The 20770-nt window shown below is 34.6% G+C and carries 18 protein-coding genes and 2 tRNA genes; 8 read left to right on the top strand and 12 right to left on the bottom strand.

Annotated elements, in window-relative coordinates; genetic code table 11:
- The 8 genes from ACP5QL_RS07355 to ACP5QL_RS07320 all read left to right on the top strand — a co-directional run.
- Positions 1–352 (top strand): hypothetical protein (locus tag ACP5QL_RS07355; RefSeq protein ID WP_428126489.1); only part of this gene is annotated, 352 nt, incomplete at its 5' end.
- A gap of 169 nt (positions 353–521) precedes the next feature.
- Positions 522–600, top strand: a tRNA-Asp gene (locus ACP5QL_RS07350).
- A 118-nt stretch (positions 601–718) separates the two neighbouring features.
- Positions 719–793, top strand: a tRNA-Thr gene (locus ACP5QL_RS07345).
- Positions 794–811: 18 nt separating this feature from the next.
- Complete coding sequence (locus ACP5QL_RS07340) at positions 812–1222, top strand: SoxR reducing system RseC family protein (protein ID WP_428126485.1); 411 nt, start codon at positions 812–814, stop codon at positions 1220–1222.
- Positions 1223–1472: 250 nt separating this feature from the next.
- Positions 1473–2720, top strand: a complete 1248-nt coding sequence (locus ACP5QL_RS07335) for a glutamate-5-semialdehyde dehydrogenase (RefSeq protein WP_012583659.1) — start codon at positions 1473–1475, stop codon at positions 2718–2720.
- A gap of 14 nt (positions 2721–2734) precedes the next feature.
- Positions 2735–3553: a pyrroline-5-carboxylate reductase gene (gene proC, locus ACP5QL_RS07330; RefSeq protein WP_012583660.1), complete on the top strand. Its 819-nt coding sequence runs from the start codon at positions 2735–2737 to the stop codon at positions 3551–3553.
- Positions 3550–4719, top strand: coding sequence for a S1C family serine protease (locus ACP5QL_RS07325; protein WP_012583661.1), 1170 nt, complete (start codon positions 3550–3552; stop codon positions 4717–4719). The genes proC and ACP5QL_RS07325 overlap by 4 nt, the downstream gene beginning before the upstream one ends.
- 2 nt (positions 4720–4721) lie before the next feature.
- Entirely contained in the window at positions 4722–5180 is a 459-nt protein-coding gene (locus ACP5QL_RS07320; RefSeq protein ID WP_012583662.1) for a 23S rRNA (pseudouridine(1915)-N(3))-methyltransferase RlmH, read from the top strand.
- Here ACP5QL_RS07320 and ACP5QL_RS07315 read toward each other — a convergent pair whose 3' ends face one another.
- From ACP5QL_RS07315 to ppdK, 12 genes are all read right to left on the bottom strand, one after another.
- Positions 5181–6251, bottom strand: a complete 1071-nt coding sequence (locus ACP5QL_RS07315; RefSeq protein WP_428126476.1) for an LptF/LptG family permease — start codon at positions 6249–6251, stop codon at positions 5181–5183. It lies immediately after the preceding gene.
- A gap of 4 nt (positions 6252–6255) precedes the next feature.
- On the bottom strand, positions 6256–8592 hold the full coding sequence (locus ACP5QL_RS07310) for an endonuclease MutS2 (RefSeq protein WP_012583664.1): 2337 nt from the start codon (positions 8590–8592) through the stop codon (positions 6256–6258).
- Complete coding sequence (gene pheT / locus ACP5QL_RS07305; RefSeq protein WP_428126470.1) at positions 8592–10991, bottom strand: phenylalanine--tRNA ligase subunit beta; 2400 nt, start codon at positions 10989–10991, stop codon at positions 8592–8594. The genes ACP5QL_RS07310 and pheT overlap by 1 nt, the downstream gene beginning before the upstream one ends.
- Before the next feature lie 12 nt (positions 10992–11003).
- Entirely contained in the window at positions 11004–12023 is a 1020-nt protein-coding gene (pheS, locus tag ACP5QL_RS07300; RefSeq protein ID WP_012583666.1) for a phenylalanine--tRNA ligase subunit alpha, read from the bottom strand.
- Entirely contained in the window at positions 12016–12825 is an 810-nt protein-coding gene (locus tag ACP5QL_RS07295; protein WP_272995121.1) for a TrmH family RNA methyltransferase, read from the bottom strand. The genes pheS and ACP5QL_RS07295 overlap by 8 nt, the downstream gene beginning before the upstream one ends.
- 1 nt (position 12826) lies before the next feature.
- Positions 12827–13168: a 50S ribosomal protein L20 gene (gene rplT, locus ACP5QL_RS07290; RefSeq protein WP_428126463.1), complete on the bottom strand. Its 342-nt coding sequence runs from the start codon at positions 13166–13168 to the stop codon at positions 12827–12829.
- A gap of 20 nt (positions 13169–13188) precedes the next feature.
- The gene (rpmI, locus tag ACP5QL_RS07285) at positions 13189–13389 is read right to left on the bottom strand and encodes a 50S ribosomal protein L35 (protein WP_012583669.1); all 201 of its coding nucleotides are present in this window, start codon (positions 13387–13389) and stop codon (positions 13189–13191) included.
- Complete coding sequence (infC, locus tag ACP5QL_RS07280) at positions 13382–13894, bottom strand: translation initiation factor IF-3 (RefSeq protein WP_428126499.1); 513 nt, start codon at positions 13892–13894, stop codon at positions 13382–13384. Before infC ends, rpmI begins: the two co-directional genes overlap by 8 nt.
- 70 nt (positions 13895–13964) lie before the next feature.
- Positions 13965–15206 (bottom strand): sigma-70 family RNA polymerase sigma factor, encoded by a 1242-nt coding sequence (locus ACP5QL_RS07275; protein ID WP_272995124.1) that lies wholly within the window; start codon positions 15204–15206, stop codon positions 13965–13967.
- 30 nt (positions 15207–15236) lie between these two features.
- Positions 15237–16970, bottom strand: a complete 1734-nt coding sequence (gene dnaG / locus ACP5QL_RS07270) for a DNA primase (RefSeq protein WP_272995125.1) — start codon at positions 16968–16970, stop codon at positions 15237–15239.
- Positions 16971–18008, bottom strand: coding sequence for a deoxyguanosinetriphosphate triphosphohydrolase (locus ACP5QL_RS07265; RefSeq protein ID WP_272995127.1), 1038 nt, complete (start codon positions 18006–18008; stop codon positions 16971–16973).
- A gap of 46 nt (positions 18009–18054) precedes the next feature.
- On the bottom strand, positions 18055–20724 hold the full coding sequence (gene ppdK / locus ACP5QL_RS07260) for a pyruvate, phosphate dikinase (protein WP_428126457.1): 2670 nt from the start codon (positions 20722–20724) through the stop codon (positions 18055–18057).
- Between the last annotated feature and the right edge of the window lie 46 nt (positions 20725–20770).

Genomic DNA, 20770 nt, shown 5'->3' with positions numbered 1-20770 from the left:
TGTTGAACCTAAGGGTATCATTATCTCAATCAATAAAGGTTATTTTGGTTATGAGGGTATAACTAAGGAAGGTTTAAATTCTTTCTTTTCTTCCATATGGAGAGTTTTTGGATATGGAATCTCAAAATATCCACCTACAATAAAAGTCAATTTTTACATTCAATTGGGAGATGAAGATTCTTTGATTGTTGAATTCCCTATAGGTGCTTTACTTGATTTCTTTAAAGAAAAAATAACAAGAGAAGAATTTCTTAAACAATGTGAAATATGGATAGATGGAGAAAAAGCAGTTATAGAAGGAGATGTAATCAAAGTTTTAGGAAAAGAGTTTAAGATGGATTTTACTTTCTAAGTTTAAAAAGATTTTTCTGAGTCAGGCGAACTTTTAAAGTTGACATGGAAGTGATGTTATGGTAAAATCTGACTTGTCAAAAACAAGGGCGAAGCGCCTGCCTTACAAGCAGGAGGTCGTAGGTTCAAGTCCTGCTCCGCCCACCAACGTGTTGTATAATATATAATGCGGGGTCGTGGTGTAGCCCGGTTTAACACACCTGCCTGTCACGCAGGAGACCGCGGGTTCGAATCCCGTCGACCCCGCCATTTTTTTTATTTATAAACCTAATTTTTCTAAATCACTCTTGAGGCTAATCTTGAAAATCCAATTTCAAAATTTGACTTATGATATTAATTGAAGCTATAATTACTTTGAAAACTTGGGGCCGGTGTAGCTCAGTGGCAGAGCAGCCGATTCGTAATCGGCTTGTCGCCGGTTCGAATCCGGCCTCCGGCTCCAAAAGTAAGGTGATAAATCATGAAAGAAATTGGCCAAGTAATTGAAAAAAATGGAAGAATACTAAAAGTTAAGTTTAGTTCATCAGAAGCATGCCACAGTTGTGGACTATGTAAGATTAATGAAGAAGACTTAGTACTCGATGTTATTGACGAGTGCAACGCTAAAATAGGAGATTTTGTTATGGTAGAAGTAGAGAAAAAAGATTTTTACCAAGTTACTTTTTTAATCTATTTATTTCCCCTTATTTCTTTTATTTTAGGAGTTCTAATAGGATATTTGATTGGAGAAAGGTACAGACTTGATACCCAACTTCTAGGACTTTCCATAGGTTTAGTCTTTACCGTCTTGAGTTATCCTCTAATAAAGTCTATATATAAGAAGCTTTCCCAAAAACAAAAATTTATCCCAGTCACAAAAAAAATTGTTTAAAGATTTTACCCCTCCTAAAGGATACAGAATATTAAAGATAGCTCCTAACTATATAATAGGAGAACTCATATATAACCTTTTGGTGTCCGAGGGTTTTCATCCCCAAATACTTTCCTCAAGCTTCCCTTATACAGACCCTGTATACATGGGGAGAGGCTTACCTGTATATGTGATAATCCCAGAAGGAGAATTTGAAGAAGCCCAAAAAATCCTTGAAAGTCAAAATTTTGAAGAATAGGGGTGAAAGGCAGTGGAGAATCTTATAGAAAAACTCAAAAAAGCCAAAGTTTCAAGTTATACCCTTGCTCTCCTAAATACTAATGAAAAAAATGAAGCATTACGTGCCATAGCAAACAACATAGAAAAAAATATAGATAAAATCATAAAGGAAAATGAAAAGGATTTAAAAAGAGGCGAAGAAAAAGGACTAAGTAAGGCAGTACTTGACAGAATACTTCTTAACGAAAAAAGACTAAGAGATATAATAAAAAGCATAGATGATGTCATAAAACTCCCAGACCCTGTTGGAGAAATAGTATCCATGCAAAAAAGACCCAATGGAATCCTTGTGGGACAAATGAGAGTTCCTATTGGGGTCATTGCCATAATTTATGAGGCAAGACCAAATGTAACTGTAGACGCTACAATTCTTGCTCTTAAATCAGGAAATGCCATTGTATTAAGAGGAAGCTCTGATGCTTTAAATTCAAATATCATCATCACTGAGATCATGAAAGAAGCGTTATCAAATACAAAGGTTCCTCCAGATACAGTACAGATAATTGAGTCTCCAGAGCATTCTGTGGTAGAAGAACTTTTACAGATGGTGGACTATATTGATGTGGCAATACCCCGTGGAAGTGCAAAATTTATCAAACATGTCATGAATATCTCGAAGGTTCCTGTAATTGAGACAGGAGCAGGAAACAATCACATTTATGTGGAAGAGGATGCAGATTTTGAAATGGCACGAAAAATAATAATAAATGCAAAAGTTCAGAGACCTTCAGTATGTAATGCTATTGAAAAGCTTCTAATACACAAAAATATTGCAGAAGAATTCTTACCGATAATAGCTAAAGATCTAAGAGAATACAACGTAGAGATAAGAGGATGCAAAAGAACTTTAAAGATACTAACAGATGCTATACCAGCCACAGAAGAAGACTGGTACACAGAGTATTTAGATTACATAATTGCAATAAAGATTGTAGAATCTATTGATGAAGCAATAGAGCATATCAACAAATATAATACCAAACACTCGGAAGCAATTATAACTAAAGACTATTACAAAGCATTAAAATTCCTAAGAATGGTAGATGCTGCAGCAGTATATGTAAATGCTTCTACAAGATTTACTGATGGGGGAGAATTTGGTTTAGGAGCTGAAATAGGAATATCTACCCAAAAACTACATGCGAGAGGGCCTATGGGCCTTAAAGAACTAACTACAACAAAATATGTTATTTTAGGTGAGGGCCAAATAAGAGAGTAAGGAGGATCTAAATTATGAAGCTAGGGATAATTGGTGGAGGAATGATGGGAGAAGCCATTCTTTCAGGAATAATTGATAGCAATTTCTTGAAAAATGATGAAATAATAGTTTCAGAACCTATAGAGAAAAGAAGAGAATATCTAAGAGATAAGTACAATGTAGAAGTTATTTCAGATAATAAGCTTATTGCTAAAAAAGCTAAATACATCCTTATTGCTGTAAAACCACAAAACATTAAAGATGTTTTAAAAGAAATCAGCCCCAATATAGATGAAAATAAAACTATTATTTCTATTGCTGCAGGAGTAAAAATATCCTTGATAAAGAGATATTTAAATAAATTTAAATGCATTATAAGAATAATGCCTAATCTACCTTGTACCGTCAAGAAAGGAGCTATTGCTTTAACTTTTGATAAATACGATAAGGAAGAAGTGGAATTTGTAAAAAATCTATTTTCTACTATAGGAAGTGTTTGGATTGTTGATGAGAAATATTTTGATACTATCACTGCCTTAACAGGAAGTGGTCCTGCTTTTGTTTCTACCATTCTTCAGGGTTTTACTCTTTCGGGGGTTAAAGGAGGACTTTCTTATGACATTTCTAAGGAGATGGTATTAAAGCTCTTTGAGGGAGTAATTGAATATATAAGAGAAAAAAATCTATCTTTTGAAGAAGTAGTAAAAATGACAAGCTCTCCAGCAGGAACAACTATTATGGGACTTGAAACATTGCATAAAGAGGGAATAGTTGGAATAATTATGGAAGCAATAACGTCAGCTAAATTAAGAAGTGAAGAAATAAGTAAATATTTAGAGGAGGGAGAAGCATGAGGAGAGAAAGAGGAGTATGGCAGGTTCTGTTAATCATATTCATACTGGGAGCCTTAATAGGCGGCTTCATTGGAAGTGTAGGAGGATACTATTTATTAAATAAGAATTCCCCTGCATCAAGTGAAACGAAGATAAATAACGTGGTTCCAACCCAAGAAGTGTATATACCAAGTTCTCTTGGAGCTTTTGAAAAGGATATTGTTGCTGTAGTTAAAAAATCAATGCCTGCAGTAGTAAACATAAGTACCATAACCTTAGTTGAAGATTTCTTCTTTGGTATATATCCATCTTCAGGAGTTGGTTCTGGTTTCATTATTGACCCTAAAGGATATATTCTAACCAATTACCACGTGGTAGAAGGAGCAAGAAAAATTGATGTTACTTTATCAGAAGGGAAGAAATACTCAGGAAGAGTAGTTGGATATGACAAGAGATCAGATCTTGCGGTAATAAAGATTGATGCTGAAAATTTACCTGCCCTTCCTTTAGGGGATTCTGATAAATTAGAACCTGGACAATTTGCTATAGCAATTGGAAACCCTTATGGTTTAAATAGAACGGTAACCCTTGGTATTGTAAGCGCTCTTAATAGAACTATTGTGGAACCCAATGGTGTAAGACTTGAAAATCTTATTCAAACTGATGCCGCAATTAATCCTGGAAACAGTGGTGGACCATTAATAAACATTAAAGGAGAAGTTATAGGAATAAATACAGCTATAAAAAGCGATGCTCAGGGGATTGGATTTGCAATTCCTATTAATAAAGCAAAACAGATTGCAGATAAACTAATAAAAGAAGGAAAGATAACCTATCCATGGTTAGGAATAAGAGGCTATGCTATTACCTCTGATATGCTTGATTATATAAAATTCCCTGTAGATAAAGGTGTGGTGATAGCAGAGGTAGTACCGGGAAGTCCTGCAGACAAAGCAGGATTGAAGGGCGGAGATAGAATAATCTATGTAGACAGTACTCAAATCATTGTAGGAGGAGATATTATCACAAAGATTGACGGAAAACCCGTAGAAAGTATGGAGGAACTAAGATCGGAGATCCAAAAGAGAAAAGTTGGAGACACTGTTGTCATTACATATATAAGAAGCGGGAAAGAATATACAGTAAAGATACAATTAGAAGCAATGCCTGATAATTTGAGTGGATAAAATTGCAGTTTAAAATTCTTGTAGTAGGAAAGTTGAGAAACGAATTTATAAAGGCAGGAGTCAATGAATATTTGAAAAGACTCCTGCCTTTTATAAATATAAAAATTGAATTTCTACCGAGTTTCTCAGAACTTCCCGAGAAAATGGCTTTATTAAAGGAAGAAGAAATTATTCTCAAAAATATAAAGAATAATGAATTTATAATAATCTTAGACAAAAATGGAGAAAAATTATCTTCTGAAGAATTCTCAAACAAACTTTTTAAGCTTACCACATTAAATCCACAAATTACCTTCGTAATTGGAGGTATATACGGAGTTTCAGAAAATATTAAAAAAAGTTCAAAATTTCTTTTATCCTTATCTCCTATGACTTTTACCCACGAATTTGCCCTTTTAATCTTATTAGAGCAGATCTATCGTGCTTTTAAAATAAATAGGAATGAGCCTTACCACTATTAGTTAGCGCTTTTTATTTAGAAGGTAAATTCCAATAATAAGAAAAACTATATTTCCAAGCCAAGCTCCCAAAAAGTATGGAACTATACCTGCCTTTGCTAAGGATCTTCCTATGGAAAAAAGAATGTAGTATACAAAAATTGAAATCACACTGAGTCCAAAACTTAATGATCTTCCTCCTTTTCCCATGTTTAAGCCAAGTCCAAGAGCAAGAATTGCAAATATAGGACAAGTAAAAGGCAAAGCAATTCTAATATGAAATTCCGTCTTCAAGTTATTTAAGTTCAAACCTGTTCCCTCTAAAAGCCTAATTTGATCTACAATTTCAAATATACTCATCTCTTCAACCGGTTTTGAAGATGGTACTAACTGATATGGAGTTCTATTTAAAGTCACTTTATATTCCTTAAATTTTCCTTGAAATATCATTTCCCCTTCCTTATTCAAGGAATATACTTCTCCATTCATAAAAGTCCATCCTTTAAACTCGTCCCATAATGCTTTCTCGGCATGGATTATTAATCTGACATTACCTTTCTCAAGAAGTTCTATTAAAAGAATATCTTCAAATTTCTTATTTTTAGGATCCACTTTTCTAAAAAAGTAAAAACTATTATTTTCATTAAAAAATACATTTTCTCTACTTGGCATAATAACGTTATTGTAGGCCTTATTCATTAGTATTTTTTCTCTCTCATAAGCTTTTGGCGCTACAAATTCATTAACATAAAACATAATTAATTGGGCAGAAAGAGAAAACATAAGTATGGCTGGTAAAAAATATTTGATAGAAGCTCCAGAAGCCTTCATTGCCATTATCTCACCATGTTCACTAAACTGACCTATCACATAAACCACAGCAAGAAATATGGCCATAGGAAAGGTATATGTTAAATAAGGTGGAATTTTGGTAATAAATAACTCAAGAGCAGTCTTCAAGGGTATAGATCTTGCAACCACAAGATCCATTATTATAAAAAGAGGAGAGACCAGCAAAATTGTAGTAAAAAGTAACAATCCAACAAAAAAAACAGGTATAAAATTTTGGAGAAAATACCTTGAAATTATCTTCATAAATCTAAATTGAGCTATCCAAAATTACTACCGTTGCACCCTCCCCTCCTTCGTTAGGAGGAGCAAGATAGTACTCTTTCACATAAGGCACCTTAGAAAGATAATCATGAACTGCATTTCTCAATTTCCCAGTACCCTTTCCATGAACTATTCTCACCCTTTTTAACCCTGCAAGAAAAGCCTTCTCAAGATATTTTTTAACTTCTTCTAATCCTTCATCCACGGTCATCATTCTTATATTTATCTCCCTTGGTATGCTCTCTTGATTTATTTTCTCCACTTTTACATAGGAAAACAATTGGCTCTCTTCTTTCAAAGAGGGAGCAAGCTCTGTCCATGGAACTTTTATCTTTAAAAGTCCCACTTGTACTAAAGCAATTTTTTCATCAGCATCTACCTCGATCACATATCCTTCCTTTTTTGTAGATCTTAATACTACCCTATCACCTACTTGAGGAACATAACTCAAAGCTTTAGGTTCTTCTCTTTCTTCTAAAACAAGTTCTTTTTTAAGCTTTTTAACTTCTTCTTGTAAACTTTGTGCGTCCTTCATGCTTAAACTTTCTTCTTGTAATCTCCTTATAATCTCTTTTAACCTATTTTCTATTTTAGAGATATCCTTAAATAGCTCTTCTTTATATTTAGTCTTCAATTTTTCCTTTTCTTTCTCTAAAATTTCCCTTTCCTCTAAAATCCTTTTCTTCTCTTCCTGCAACTCTTTTTTCACTTTATTAATCTTATCAATCTCTTCTTGATACTTCCTCCTGTCTTTTTGAAGTTCTCCTATTACCTCTTCTAGTTTTATCTCGTTTTCAGAAAGCAAACTAACAGCCCTATCAAGAATCTTTCGGGGAAGACCCAATCTTTTTGAGATCAATATAGCATTACTTTTCCCTGGAATTCCCATAGCTACTTTGTAAAGAGGTCTTAAAGAGATCTCGTCAAACTCCATAGAGGCATTTTCCATACCTGGATATTTGGAGGCAATCACTTTGAGCTGAGGATAATGAGTAGCAATGACATTTATAGTTCCTTTCTCATGAAAATATTCCAGAAGAGCCACAGCAAGAGCAGCACCTTCTTGAGGATCAGTTCCCGCTCCCAATTCATCTATAAGAACAAGTACTTTTTTATCCCCAGTCCTTTCTAAATAATCTATAAAAGAAATTATATTAGTCATATGAGAAGAAAAAGTACTTAAATTTTGCTCAATGCTTTGCTCATCCCCTATATCGGCAAATACCTGATTAAAAATACCAAGAGTAGTTCCCTCTTTCGCAGGAACAGGAATCCCAGCTTGATTTAACAATACAAAAAGACCAATAGTTTTCAAGGTTACAGTCTTTCCCCCAGTATTCGGTCCTGTGATCACAAGAGTATGGAAATAGCGGCCTACCTCAAGAGTTATAGGAACCGCTTTATCTCCAAGAAAAGGATGTCTTGCCTCTCTTAAGATAACAATAGGCTTATCTTTCTCAAGGATAGGAGTAATAGCCTTATACTTTTCTGCCCATTTCACTTTTGCATAGACAAAATCAAGTTCAAAGGAGGTTCTCAGGTTTTCTAATATCTCCTCTTTATAACTTAACAATACAGAAGTAAGCCTAGTTAATATTCTCTCTATCTCCCTTTTTTCTTCACTTTCAAGAAGAGCTATCTGGTTATTCAATTCTACAATAACTTGAGGTTCTACATAAACTGTAAGTCCTGATGTAGACTGATCATGTACAATTCCTTGAATTTTTCCTCTAAATTCTTGTCTTACAGGAACCACATATCTCCCATGTCTTATGGTTATTATTTGGTCTTGTAAATAGCCTCTCCATTCCTTTTGGATTATATTTTCCAATGTTTCCCTTACCTTTTGATTAAGTCTTTCCTTCTTCTGTCTTATCTGTTTAAGCTCTGGAGAGGCAGAATCTATCACTGCCCCATCCTGAACACATTTTCTTATTTGGATATAGAGATCATGAAGGTTATGTAGAGTATTTTTCCATAAATTGGGAGCTGTTTTCCTGACTTTTTCCTGATAATCTCTTAATTTCCCCCATACTTCCAAAGTTTTTACTATCTCCTCAAATTCATCAGGATAAACAATACCGCCTTTTTCTGCCTTATCAATATATATTTCAATATTCCTAATTCCAGAAAAGGAGGGATATCCAAAAGAATAAATAGTCTTAAAAGCTTCTTCATTTAATAAGTGCCATCTATCTATAATTGAATAATCAGTTATAGGTTTTAAAGAACGGATTTTTGCCTTTCCACCTTCTGTCTCAGCTTCTTTCTCTATCTCGCTTATTATCTTTTCCCATTCAAGGATCTTTAACGCCTTTTCCATTACTTCTGCCTTAAATAAACTCCTTTTATAGATAAATCAATTAGTATTTTATTTATTATCTCGTCTACCTCTTTATCTTCAAGAGTATGATCATCAGCAAGGAAGAAAAGAGAAAAAGTTACACTCTTATATCCTTTCTCAACCTTCTCACCTTGATAGAGGTCAAAAATCCTTATCATTTTTAATAGATCTCCTGAGATTTTTAAAATCTCTTTCTCTACACTTTCTACAGGCATTTCTTCAGGAATAAGTAAAGCAAGATCCCTCCTAATTCCAGGATATATAGGAAGAGATTTATATTGAGGTCTTGGCTTCTCAAAATTCAACTTATCTAAATTGATTTCTGCAAAATATACTCTTTCCCTTATGTCCAAATTCTGGGTTATCCACGGATTGACTTCCCCCATAAATCCCACAATCTCATCTTTAAACACAATATAACCCTGTTTAGAAGGGTGCATAAAACTATACTCACTTTTTTTGAAAATTGGTTCCCTTCCCCATATTTTTTCAAATATGGCCTCGATTATTCCCTTAAGGTCATAAAAGTCTGCCTTTCTTATCTCATAAGGAATATTCCAGGGATCTTTGTAAGACTCGCCTGTCATAAGTATTCCTAAGTGTTTTTCCTCAAAATAGCTATTATCCTTCTTATAAAAGACTTTACCAATCTCATAAATAAAAACATCCCTCTGCTGTCTATTGATATTAATTTGAGCAACATTCAACAAAGAAGGCAAAAGAGAAGTTCTCAATATACCGTTTTCTTCACTCAAAGGATTAGAAATTTGAAGGAAAGAATTAAATGGCTCTGTGCTTAAAATACCAACCTTTTCTAAATCTTTAATTGACATGAAACTATAATTTATAGTTTCATATAACCCAAAGTTTGGTAATATTTCCCTTATTTTCCTTTCTATTATCTCTTCCATTAATGGGGGATCTACAATATGTCCTTTTTGTAAAGGAACTGATGGTATGTTATTGTATCCATAAAATCTTGCAACCTCTTCAATAAGATCTATTTCTTCTTTTATATCTTGTCTGTAAGATGGAATTTCAACTTCAAAAAGGGGATTTTGGGATTTTATGTTAAATCCAATCTTTGAGAGAATATTTATAATCTCATCCTCTTTTAAAGTAGTCCCAAGAACCTTATTGACTCTTTCTGGGCGTAAAAATACCTTAGTCAGGCTTGGCAATCCTCTATTAATATCAATTTTATCTTTGGCAATATTTCCTCCTGCAATAAGTCTTATCATCTCTGCAGCATAGTCAAGAATATCAGATGTTCTGTGGATATCCACTCCTCTTTCAAATCTTAATGATGCATCAGTGCGAAGACCAAGTTTTCTTGCACTTCTTCTAATATTTACAGGCAAGAAATAGGCCGCCTCAAGAAGAACATCCTTAGTATTATCATTTATTTCCGTATCCTTTCCTCCCATGATTCCACCTATAGCTACTGCTCTCTCTGCGTCCGCTATCACAAGGACATCACGATCTAATATCCTTTCTTCTCCATTTATTAAAACTATCTTCTCTCCATTTTCCGCTCTCCTAACGATCAACTTTCCTCCTTTTAAAAGATCAAAATCATAAGCATGAAGGGGCTGTCCTGTCTCAAGCATTACAAAGTTAGTAATATCAACCACATTATTTATAGACCTTAAACCAACTCTTTCTATTCTCCACCTTAGCCACAAGGGAGATGGAGCAATTTTTACATCTTTTATAAACCTTAAAGTAAATCTTGGGCATAAATCAAAATCAAGTACTTCGCAAGCTGCAAAATCCTCTATTTTAATATCATTTTTCTCTTGTACTTTTTTAAACTCAAAATTCAAAGGTATATTAAAATATCCTGAAAGTTCCCTAGCTATACCTAAATAACTTAGACAATCTCCTCTATTAGATGGAACTTCAACTTCTACGAGAAAATCGCCTTTTCCAAAATGGCTATCAAAGGTAGTGCCCACTTTAAAATCTTCTGGAAGAATCATAATCCCTTCTTTATCTTCAGAAAATTCTAATTCGTATTCCGAACATAACATTCCTTCAGATTTTACTCCTTCAAATTCTCTTACCCCTATGACCTCTCCTAGTATTTCTACCCCTGGTAAAGCTACAGGTACCTTTGCTCCTACGAAAACATTTTTAGCCCCCGTTATGATCTTGAGATTTTTTTCACCTGTATCTACCTCGCAAACTAATAGGTTTTCAGACTTAGGATGTCTCTCTATAGACTTTATCTCTCCAACTATAATCTTTTCCCAATTTTCTCCTATTCTCTTCTGAATAGTAGCATAAAGTCCAAGATTTCTTAAAGCATTTATAACTTCTTTGACTGGAATCTCTTCTTTAAAATAATCCATTAACCATCTATATGAGATTAACATCTTATACCCCCTTTAAAATTGTTTTAAAAATCTTACATCGTTTTCATAGAAAAGTCTTATATCATCAATTCCATAAATTTGCATAGCTATTCTATCAGGCCCCATTCCAAAAGCAAAACCAGTGTATTTTTCTGGATCAATCCCTACAATTCTAAATACTTGAGGATGAACCATGCCACATCCAAGAATTTCTAAAACTCCTGAGTATCCGCAAGCCTTACACCCTGCCCCTTTACATACACCACATTCCACATACATCTCTGCGCTTGGTTCTGTAAAGGGAAAATAGCTCGGAATAAAGTAAACTTTCCTATCTTTGCCAAACAATCTATGAGCAAAAATAGTAAGTACTCCTTTTAATTCTGCAAAGGTTACATCAGTATCTACTACAAGTCCCTCAATCTGATGAAACATGGGACTATGAGTTGCATCAGGAATGTCCCTTCTATAACACTTTCCCGGAGCTACAACTCTAAGAGGTGGTTTCTTATTCTCCATAACCCTTATTTGCACAGGTGAGGTTTGAGTTCTTAAAAGATGCTCTTTATCTATATAAAAAGAATCATGAGATTCTCTTACAGGATGATCCATAGGAATATTTAACGCGGTAAAATTATAGTAATCTGTCTCAAGTTCCGGACCATATACTACCTGAAACCCCATTTCTTTGAATACCATAACTATTTCTTCTATAACTTGATTTATAGGATGAATCCTTCCAAGAATTTTTCTCCTCCCTGGTAAAGTTATATCAATTTTTTCCTCTTCAAGTTTCTTTTGCAAAGTTAAATATTTTAATTCCTTCTCTTTATTCTCATATAGACTCTCAAGTTCTTCCTTCCATTCATTAGCAAGCCTTCCCCATTTAGCTCTCTCTTCTTGGGGCATTTTACCTATGGATCTTAAAATCTGAGTAAGAAATCCTTGCTTTCCTAAATAAACTCTCTTAACCTCTTCCAGTTCAGTCAAATTCTGAGCCCTAAGAATCTTTTCTTTTGCTTCCTTAAACTTTTCAATATACTCTTCATTCATCTTTTATTCCCCCTTCGAAATATCTTTGTCTTTGAGCCTCAAAAAGAAAAACTGAAGCTGCTATAGAAACATTCAATGAATCTACACCTTCCCTTAAGGGAATTTTTAATAATACAGGATCTAAATCTATATATTTTTCTTTCCTAGTTCCCCATGCTTCATTACCAAGAATAAGAACGAAACTTTCCCTTAAGTTTTCTTGAAAATATACCTTACTACCCTTAGGATCTGCTATGATTACCTTCCATCCTTTAAAAAACTCTATAAAGGTCTTCTTGTCAGAAACCCATATGGGAACTCTAAAAATAGATCCCGTTGAACCCCTTATAACTTTATAGTTGTAAGGATCTACCGTATTCTCACTAAGAATAACAGCATCTACTCCTACCCCATCAGCTATTCTGATAATAGTTCCCAAATTTCCAGGATCTTGTATATCATCAGAAAAAAGTACTATTTTATTATTCTTTTCCTCTAAAAGTTCCCATTTAGGAAATAGAAATAATGGAAACACCCCCATAATACCTGGGGGTGTTTCCATAAGGGATATTTTTTCCATTAAATTATCTTCTACAATATATAAATCATAAGAAGAAAAACTTTTTAAAATCTCGTCTCTTCTCTTATTCCATAAACTCTTTGAAATTATTAGCTTCTCAATAGAAATCCCATTTTCTTTTGCGTCCTGTATTAATCTCCAGCCTTCTACTATACACTTTTTAAGTTTTTTTCTCTTATTCTTATCATGGAGCTTTATTACTTCCTTTATAACTTCGTTTGAAGGACTGGAGATAAACTTCATCTCATTTTACTTTGTTCACCAATGCCTCAAAAGCCTTTGGTTCATTTACACACAAGTCTGCAAGAACTTTCCTATTAAGCTTTATATTTGCTTTTCTGAGCAAGCCCATGAATTTACTGTAAGATAAGCCATAATTTCTTAAAGCCGCACTTATTCTTACAATCCAAAGTCTTCTAAATTCTCTCTTTTTTCTTCTTCTATCAATATAAGCATCATATAGAGCTTTAATTACTGATTGATTTGCAATCTTAAAAATTCTACTTCTTCTACCCCTGTAACCTTTTGCTAATTTCAGTATCTTCTTATGCCTTTTTCTTGTTATTGTTCCACCTTTTACTCTCATCTTTCATCTCTCCCCTATTTTTATAAATTGTATGGAAGCATCCTTTCAACTTTCCAGCGATCCACACTTTTTATTTCCCCAGGAATATCAAGTCTTCTCTTCCTGGATTCTGATTTTTTACTTAAATTATGCCTTTTACCAGCTTTTTTGTGCAGAATTTTACCAGTAGCAGTGACTTTAAATCTTTTTGCCGCAGAAGATCTCGTTTTAAGCTTACTCATCTTTTACCTCCTCTAATACAGCTTTTTTTGTAGAAGTTTTCTTTCCTGGAATCAACATAGTAACCAAAGACATACCCACCTGTTGCCCCTTTTTCTCGGCTGTACCCAAGTCAGATATGTCTTGTAAAATTCTTTCTAAAAGTTTATCACCCCACTCGTTATAAATCAATTGTCTTCCTTTGAAAAGTATTATTAAACGTACCTTATATCCTTTTTCAAGAAATTCTCTTATCTTCCTAAGCTTAACTTGATAATCATGCTCTTCAATGTTAGGTCTTATTTTTATTTCTTTAACTTCTGAGGCTATCTTTTGGTTTTTCTTTGCTTCTTTTTCCTTTCTTGCAAGCTCATACTTAAACTTACCAAAGTCCATTATTTTACATACGGGAGGATTAGCATTAGGAGCTACCTCTACTAAATCGAGATTTCTTTCTCGTGCAAGTTTTAAAGCTTCACTAACTGACATTATACCTAATTGCTTTCCATCTTCATCAACTACCCTAATCTCCCTTGCTCTTATTTTCTCATTAACCCTGTAATCTTTATCTATTGAAATACACCTCCTTGAAAAGATTTTAATCTTCTAAATAATCTTTTATTTTCTTGCTCCTACTTGGATGTCTCAGCCTTCTTAAGGCTTTTGCCTCAATTTGTCTTATTCTCTCCCTGGTCACATTAAATAACTTACCAACCTCCTCTAAGGTTCTTGGTTGATTATCCTCTAAACCAAATCTTAATTTTAAGATTTCTCTTTCTCGTTCAGAAAGTTCGTTTAATAATTCTTCTATATCTTTTTTCAAAGACTTCTGTACAGCAATATCTGCAGGACTCAAATCTTTATTTTCTACAAAATCAGCTAACCTATTATCCTCATCTTCTCCTACAGGCATTTCAAGAGAAAGAGGCTCCTGTCCCATCATACTAATTTCTCTTACCTTTTCAGTTTGCTGTTTTATCTCCTCCTCAAGTACATGTCTTAATTCTTTAGCTTCTTCATTTATCTTCTCTTTGGTTAGTTCCTTTTTTCCTTTTGTCTTAAGGTGCAATTCTACAAGTTTTTTAGCTATTTCATCCAAGGACAACATGCTAATTTCTACAATCTCATCATCGGAAATCTTTTCACCCGATTCCTGGTATACTTCAAATTCCTGTAACTTCTGCTGTATGACAAGGAATTTTGCTATGTCCTCCTCTGTAGGTTTCCTACCTAAGCTCTGGGTAAGGAGTCTTGTAATCTTATGGATCTTGTTCATAGTTTCTACCATATGAACAGGAATACGAATAGTTCTCGCCTGATCAGCAATAGCTCTTGTTATTGCCTGTCTTATCCACCAAGTAGCATAGGTAGAAAACTTATATCCTTTTCTCCAATCAAATTTCTCTACAGCCTTTATAAGACCAAGATTTCCTTCTTGGATTAAATCCAGAAAAGAAAGCCCTCTTCCAATATATCTCTTAGCCACACTTACTACGAGTCTTAAGTTTGCCTCTATAAGTCTTTTCTTCGCATCTTCATCTCCCTGTTCCACTCTCTTAGCAAGTTCTATCTCTTCTTCAGGAGTTAATAAAGGAATCTTTCCTATCTCTTTCAGATACATTTTAACAGGATCATCTAATTCAATTTCCTCAGGAATTTCAACTTCCTCTTCCACACTTTCAGGAAGCTTATCTTCTTTAACATCTACATAAAGATCCTCACTATCTACTAACTCATGACTTTCAAGAAATTCTTCAACTTCTTCTATACTTTCCTCAGGATATGGAAACTCCGCAAGGACTTCCTCAGGAGTCACCTTTTGAATTTTCTTTTTAGGCATATAAAATCATCTCCTCCTCAAAGTTATTTTTTAATCCTTCACTTCTAAAAGACTTCTTAAGAAATAAATTTCTTCCATCAATTCCTTCTCTTTTGCAGGGTCTTCTACTTTAGATAGTTCTTCAATTAGTTTATTAATCTCCTTCTTTATCCTCAATTTTTGAAAATGATCCCATAAAAAGGGAATAACTTCCTCTTGATTAATAAACTCTTCTCCCGACGATATCGCCCTATCTATAAGTACTCTTTTATCCTCATCCCATAAATTCAAAAATTCCTCTAAGGTTCCTTCCCAAATTCTCCATTTTTTTAATACTTCTTGATACAATGGGAAGGAAAAGTCTTCAGGACTCATATTTCTAATCTGCGAATTATTTGTCTTTAAAAGAATCAAACCTAAAAGTACTTCCTCCGTTTTTGAGACTCCAAAATAACGTGTTATCTCAATTTTAACATTATTCCTATAACTCCTATCAGAGAAAATCCGCTTTTGAATTTCTCTTTGAAGACCCTCTTCGGGAACTCCCAGTTTCCTACTTATTACTGGGAGATATTGCTTTATTTTTTCCTGCTGGACTAGTATATTTTTACTACGAAGAATTGAAGATGTCAATATTTCTATAATTTCTTCTAATTTTTCTTTAAAGTTCATGGGAAGATTTAAGGTATTTTCAATTAAAAAATCTAAGGATGGTTTACTTTCTTTAACGAACCTCAAAAATTCCTCTTTTGAATACTTCTGAACAAATTCATCTGGGTCTTTTACATCATGAGGCAAAGAAAGCCAATAAACCTCAAGCCCCTCTAATTCAAGAAGAGATAAAGCTCTTTTCCCCGCTTGGTAACCTGCAGAATCTTGGTCATATCCTAATATTACTTTGTTAGTATAACTCTTTAACAGTTTTGCTTGATGGGAAGTAAATGCAGTACCCAAGGAGGCAACTGCATTAGTAATTCCTGCCTGGTGGAGAGAAATAGCATCCATATATCCTTCTACTAAAATAGCTTCTCCTTCCTTTTTAATGCTTTCCTTTGCCTGATATAAAGCATACAGATTTTTTCCTTTACTGAAGAGATCGCTTTCAGGAGAATTTAAATATTTTGGCTCCTCGCCTGTTAGGGTTCTACCTCCAAACCCTATAACTTTTCCCCTTGGATTCATTATTGGAAAAACAACTCTCCCAGCAAAAGGATCCTTCCATTCATCTTTTATAAAATAAAGTACCTTTGCTTTAAGAATATCATCTTTTGAAAATCCCTTCTTCTCAAGATATTTTAACATTAGGGTTGGATTTAAAGGAGCATAGCCTAATAAAAATTTCTCTTGGATTTCTGATGACACACCTCTTTTTTTTAAATACAACCTACCCTCTGCCCCATATTTACTATTAAGGTATATGTGATAGAAAGTAGCTACTGCCTTGTTTATCTCTAAAAAAATATTAGCCTCAGCCGAAATCCTTTCATCTTTTTTTGGGAGTTCCAAACCAACTTCTCGAGCAAGTTCCTCCAAAGCTTCTCGAAAGGTAAGATTTCTATAATTAATGAGAAAGGAAAAAACATCTCCTGCTGCTCCACATCCAAAGCAATGATAAAGCCCTTTATCAGGACTAACGTAAAAAGACGGAGTTTTTTCTTGATGAAAAGGACACAACCCTACGTAATTTTTTCCTGTCTTTTTTAAATTTACGTACCTTGATATGACATCAACTATGTTAACTCTTTGTTTTACCTCTTCCACAAAATCTTCCCATGCAAGACTCATTTAGAAAAACCTCCATGGTTTTGGTATAAATATATTCTCATAAAGCTCTATGGCATATCTATCAGTCATTCCTGCTAAAAAATCTCTTATCTTTATTATAATATTCTCTTCCTCGGAAAGATTTTGAGGAAGCTTTTGAGGATTTTTCATAAAATATTCAAAGAGACCTGTTAATAATAATTTAACTTTATCATTTTCAGACTTCACATGTGGATTCACATATAATTTCTCATACAAAAAAGCTCTCATCTCCTCAATAGCATCAAGGATTTCAGAATCAAATACCAATCTATCTTTATTAATACTATTTGCCACAAGATTTTGGACCATAGTATTAATTCTTTCTCTATGAGTCCTTCCCAAAACATCTAACACCTTTTTAGGAATGTCTTTTTCTCTTATAACACCAGCCCTTATGGCATCATCAAGGTCATGATTCAAATAAGCAATAACATCAGAAAATCTAACCACTTCAGCTTCCAAAGTCTCGCATACTCGACTCCCAAAACATTTCCTAAAATCTTGCTGTCCTTTGCTATGTTGAAGAATGCCCATTCTAACTTCATAGGTTAGATTTAATCCCTTTCCATTATTTTCAAGCCTATCTACAATCCTTAAACTCTGCTCCGCATGAGAAAATCCTAAAAGTCCATAGGATTTAGAAATCTCATCTAAAACATCCTCTCCCATATGTCCAAAAGGAGTATGTCCAAGATCATGTCCTAAAGCTATAGCTTCCGTTAAATCTTCATTTAAAAATAAAGCTCTCGCAATAGTTCTTGCTATCTGAGAGACTTCAAGGGTATGAGTCAAACGAGTTCTATAATGATCTCCTTCAGGAGCCAGAAATACTTGCGTCTTATGTTTTAACCTTCTGAAGGCTTTAGAATGTATAATTCTGTCTCTATCTCTTTGAAAACGGGTTCTTATAGAACATTCTTCTTCAAAAAATAGTCTACCTTTACTATTACAACTTAGGGTTGCATATGGGGACAAGAATAGTTTTTCTCTTTCTTCTAATTTCTCCCTAATAGTCATTTTTCAGGGGAGGGAAATTTTTCCCTCCCCTTCTTTTATCACCTCTCTAAGCAGTTCTATCTACAAACTCCATTTTCTTTTGATGTTTTAAAGTAGCTTGAGCAGCTGCTAATCTCGCCACAGGCACCCTAAATGGGGAACAACTTACATAGTCAAGTCCAATAATATAACAGAACTCAATAGATTTTGGATCTCCACCATGTTCTCCACATATACCCACTTTAAGATCGGGTCTTGTACTTCTACCTTTTTGAACCGCTATCTTCATCAATTCTCCTACACCCTCAGTATCTAAATGTTCAAATGGATCCTCTTCCACATATCCTTTCTCTCTATATCTTCCTAAGAATTTACCTTCTGCATCATCACGGCTGAATGCAAAGGTCATCTGGGTTAAATCATTAGTTCCAAAAGAGAAGAATTGAGCAACCTCTGCAAGTTTATCTGCAATAAGGGCTGCTCTCGGAACTTCAATCATAGTACCAACTTTATATTCAATATTGACCCCACTTTCCTCAATCACCTGTTTTGCTACTCTATGGATAAGATCACCTAACACTTTCATTTCGGACTCTAAAGCCACAAGAGGAATCATTATCTCTGGTTTTACAGGCAATCCTTCTTTGGCTACTGCTACTGCTGCTTCCATAATTGCTCTAACTTGCATTTCAAAGATTTCTGGATATACCATGCCCAATCTACACCCTCTAAATCCTAGCATTGGGTTAAATTCATGCAATCTTCTTACCACCGAAAGGAGTCTCTCTTTCTCTTCTAATTCTTTACCCGTGATTCCCTTTGCTTTCATCAGCTCTACTTCTACAGTAAGATCTAAAAGTGGTGGTAAGAACTCATGAAGAGGAGGATCAATTAATCTTATAGTTACAGGTTTTCCTTGCATTGCTTTAAAGAGTCCAATGAAATCTTCTCTTTGAACAGGAAGAAGTTTATCAAGAGCTTTCCTCCTATCTTCTTCTGTCTCTGCAAGAATCATTTCTTGAACCAAGGGAAGTCTATTTCCAAGGAACATATGTTCCGTTCTTGCAAGTCCAATACCCTCTGCTCCGTACTCAAAGGCTTTTTGTGCATCTTCAGGAGTATCTGCATTAGCTCTTACTCCAATCTTTCTTATCTCGTCAGCCCAAGAAAGAAGCTCTTTAAGCTCCTCACTTAATGTGGGTGGAATCATTGGGACTTCTCCAAGTATAACTTCTCCAGTAGAACCATCTATAGTTATAATATCATCTTTCTTGATTACTACATCTCCTACTGTGAATTCCTCCTTATTTAGATCTATTTTTATGGCTTCGCATCCTACCACTGCTGGTTTACCCATTCCTCTTGCCACTACTGCTGCATGACTTGTCATTCCACCTCTACTTGTGAGCACACCCTGAGCAGCAGCAAGCCCGCCTATATCATCGGGAGTTGTCTCAGGTCTGACAAGTATAACTTTCTCTCCTTCTTTACCTCTCTTTTCAGCTTCACGAGAAGAAAACACTACTTTACCTGATGCAGCCCCAGGAGATGCTGGAAGACCTTTTGCAATAACTTTCTTTGGAGCATTAGGATCTATCTGGGCATGAAGAAGCTGATTTATTTGATCAGGAGAAACCCTTAGTATAGCCTCCTCTTTAGTAATTAAGCCTTCTTTTACCATATCTACTGCAATTTTTACCGCTGCCCTTGCAGTTCTTTTTGCATTTCTCGTTTGAAGCATATATAACTTTCCTTTTTCAATAGTAAACTCAATATCTTGAACATCTCGGTAATACTTTTCAAGTAAATCTCTTACTTCAAGAAGCTGCTTATACACTTCAGGCATCTCTTCAGCAAGTTTAGAAATAGGTTGTGGTGTTCTAATACCTGCTACTACATCTTCTCCCTGTGCATTGGTTAAATACTCACCATAAAACTCTTTCTCGCCTGTAGATGGGTTTCTTGTAAATGCTACTCCTGTCCCACTATCATTCCCCATGTTTCCAAATACCATGGTAACAATATTTACTGCAGTACCATAGTCCTCAGGGATATTATGGAGTTTCCTATAAATGATTGCCCTTTCGTTGTTCCAAGAATCAAACACTGCTCTAATCGCCATTTCAAGTTGCTCATAAGGATTTTGTGGGAAATCTTTTCCCGTTTCTTTCCTTACAAGCTCCTTATATGCCTCTACTACCTTTTTCAACGTATCAGCTGAAAGCTCACTATCAAGTTTAACCCCCTGTTCTTTTTTGTAATGATCTAAAATTTCTTCAAATTTTTCATGAGGAATTCCTAAGACCACATTACCAAACATTTGAATAAATCTTCTATAGGAATCATAAGCAAATCTCTCATTGTTACTTCTTTTTGCAAGACCTTCTACTGTCTCATCATTTAAACCAAGGTTTAAAATTGTATCCATCATGCCTGGCATGGAAACAGGTGCACCAGACCTAACAGAGACAAGAAGTGGATTTTCCGGATCGGCAAATTTCTTTCCGGTTTTTTCCTCTAATTTTTTCATTGCTTCCAATACTTCTTCCATTAGTCCTTCTGGAAGCTTTTTACCATTTTCATAATATTCCTTACATACTTCTGTAGTAATTATGAATCCTGGAGGAACAGGAAGTCCTGCTTTAGTCATGTCAGCAAGCCCAGCACCCTTACCGCCAAAAAGTAAACGATTTTTACCATCCGCCTCTTCAAATAGATATACTCTCTTTTTTGACATATTCCATCCTCCTTACCTTTATATTTTTTTAAAGCTCTTAAATTTA

The organism is Dictyoglomus sp. (assembly GCF_049968615.1).
GTDB lineage: Bacteria > Dictyoglomota > Dictyoglomia > Dictyoglomales > Dictyoglomaceae > Dictyoglomus > Dictyoglomus turgidum.
The sequence above is the reverse complement of the archived record's forward strand: the minus strand, read 5'-3'. Positions and strand labels throughout refer to the sequence as shown.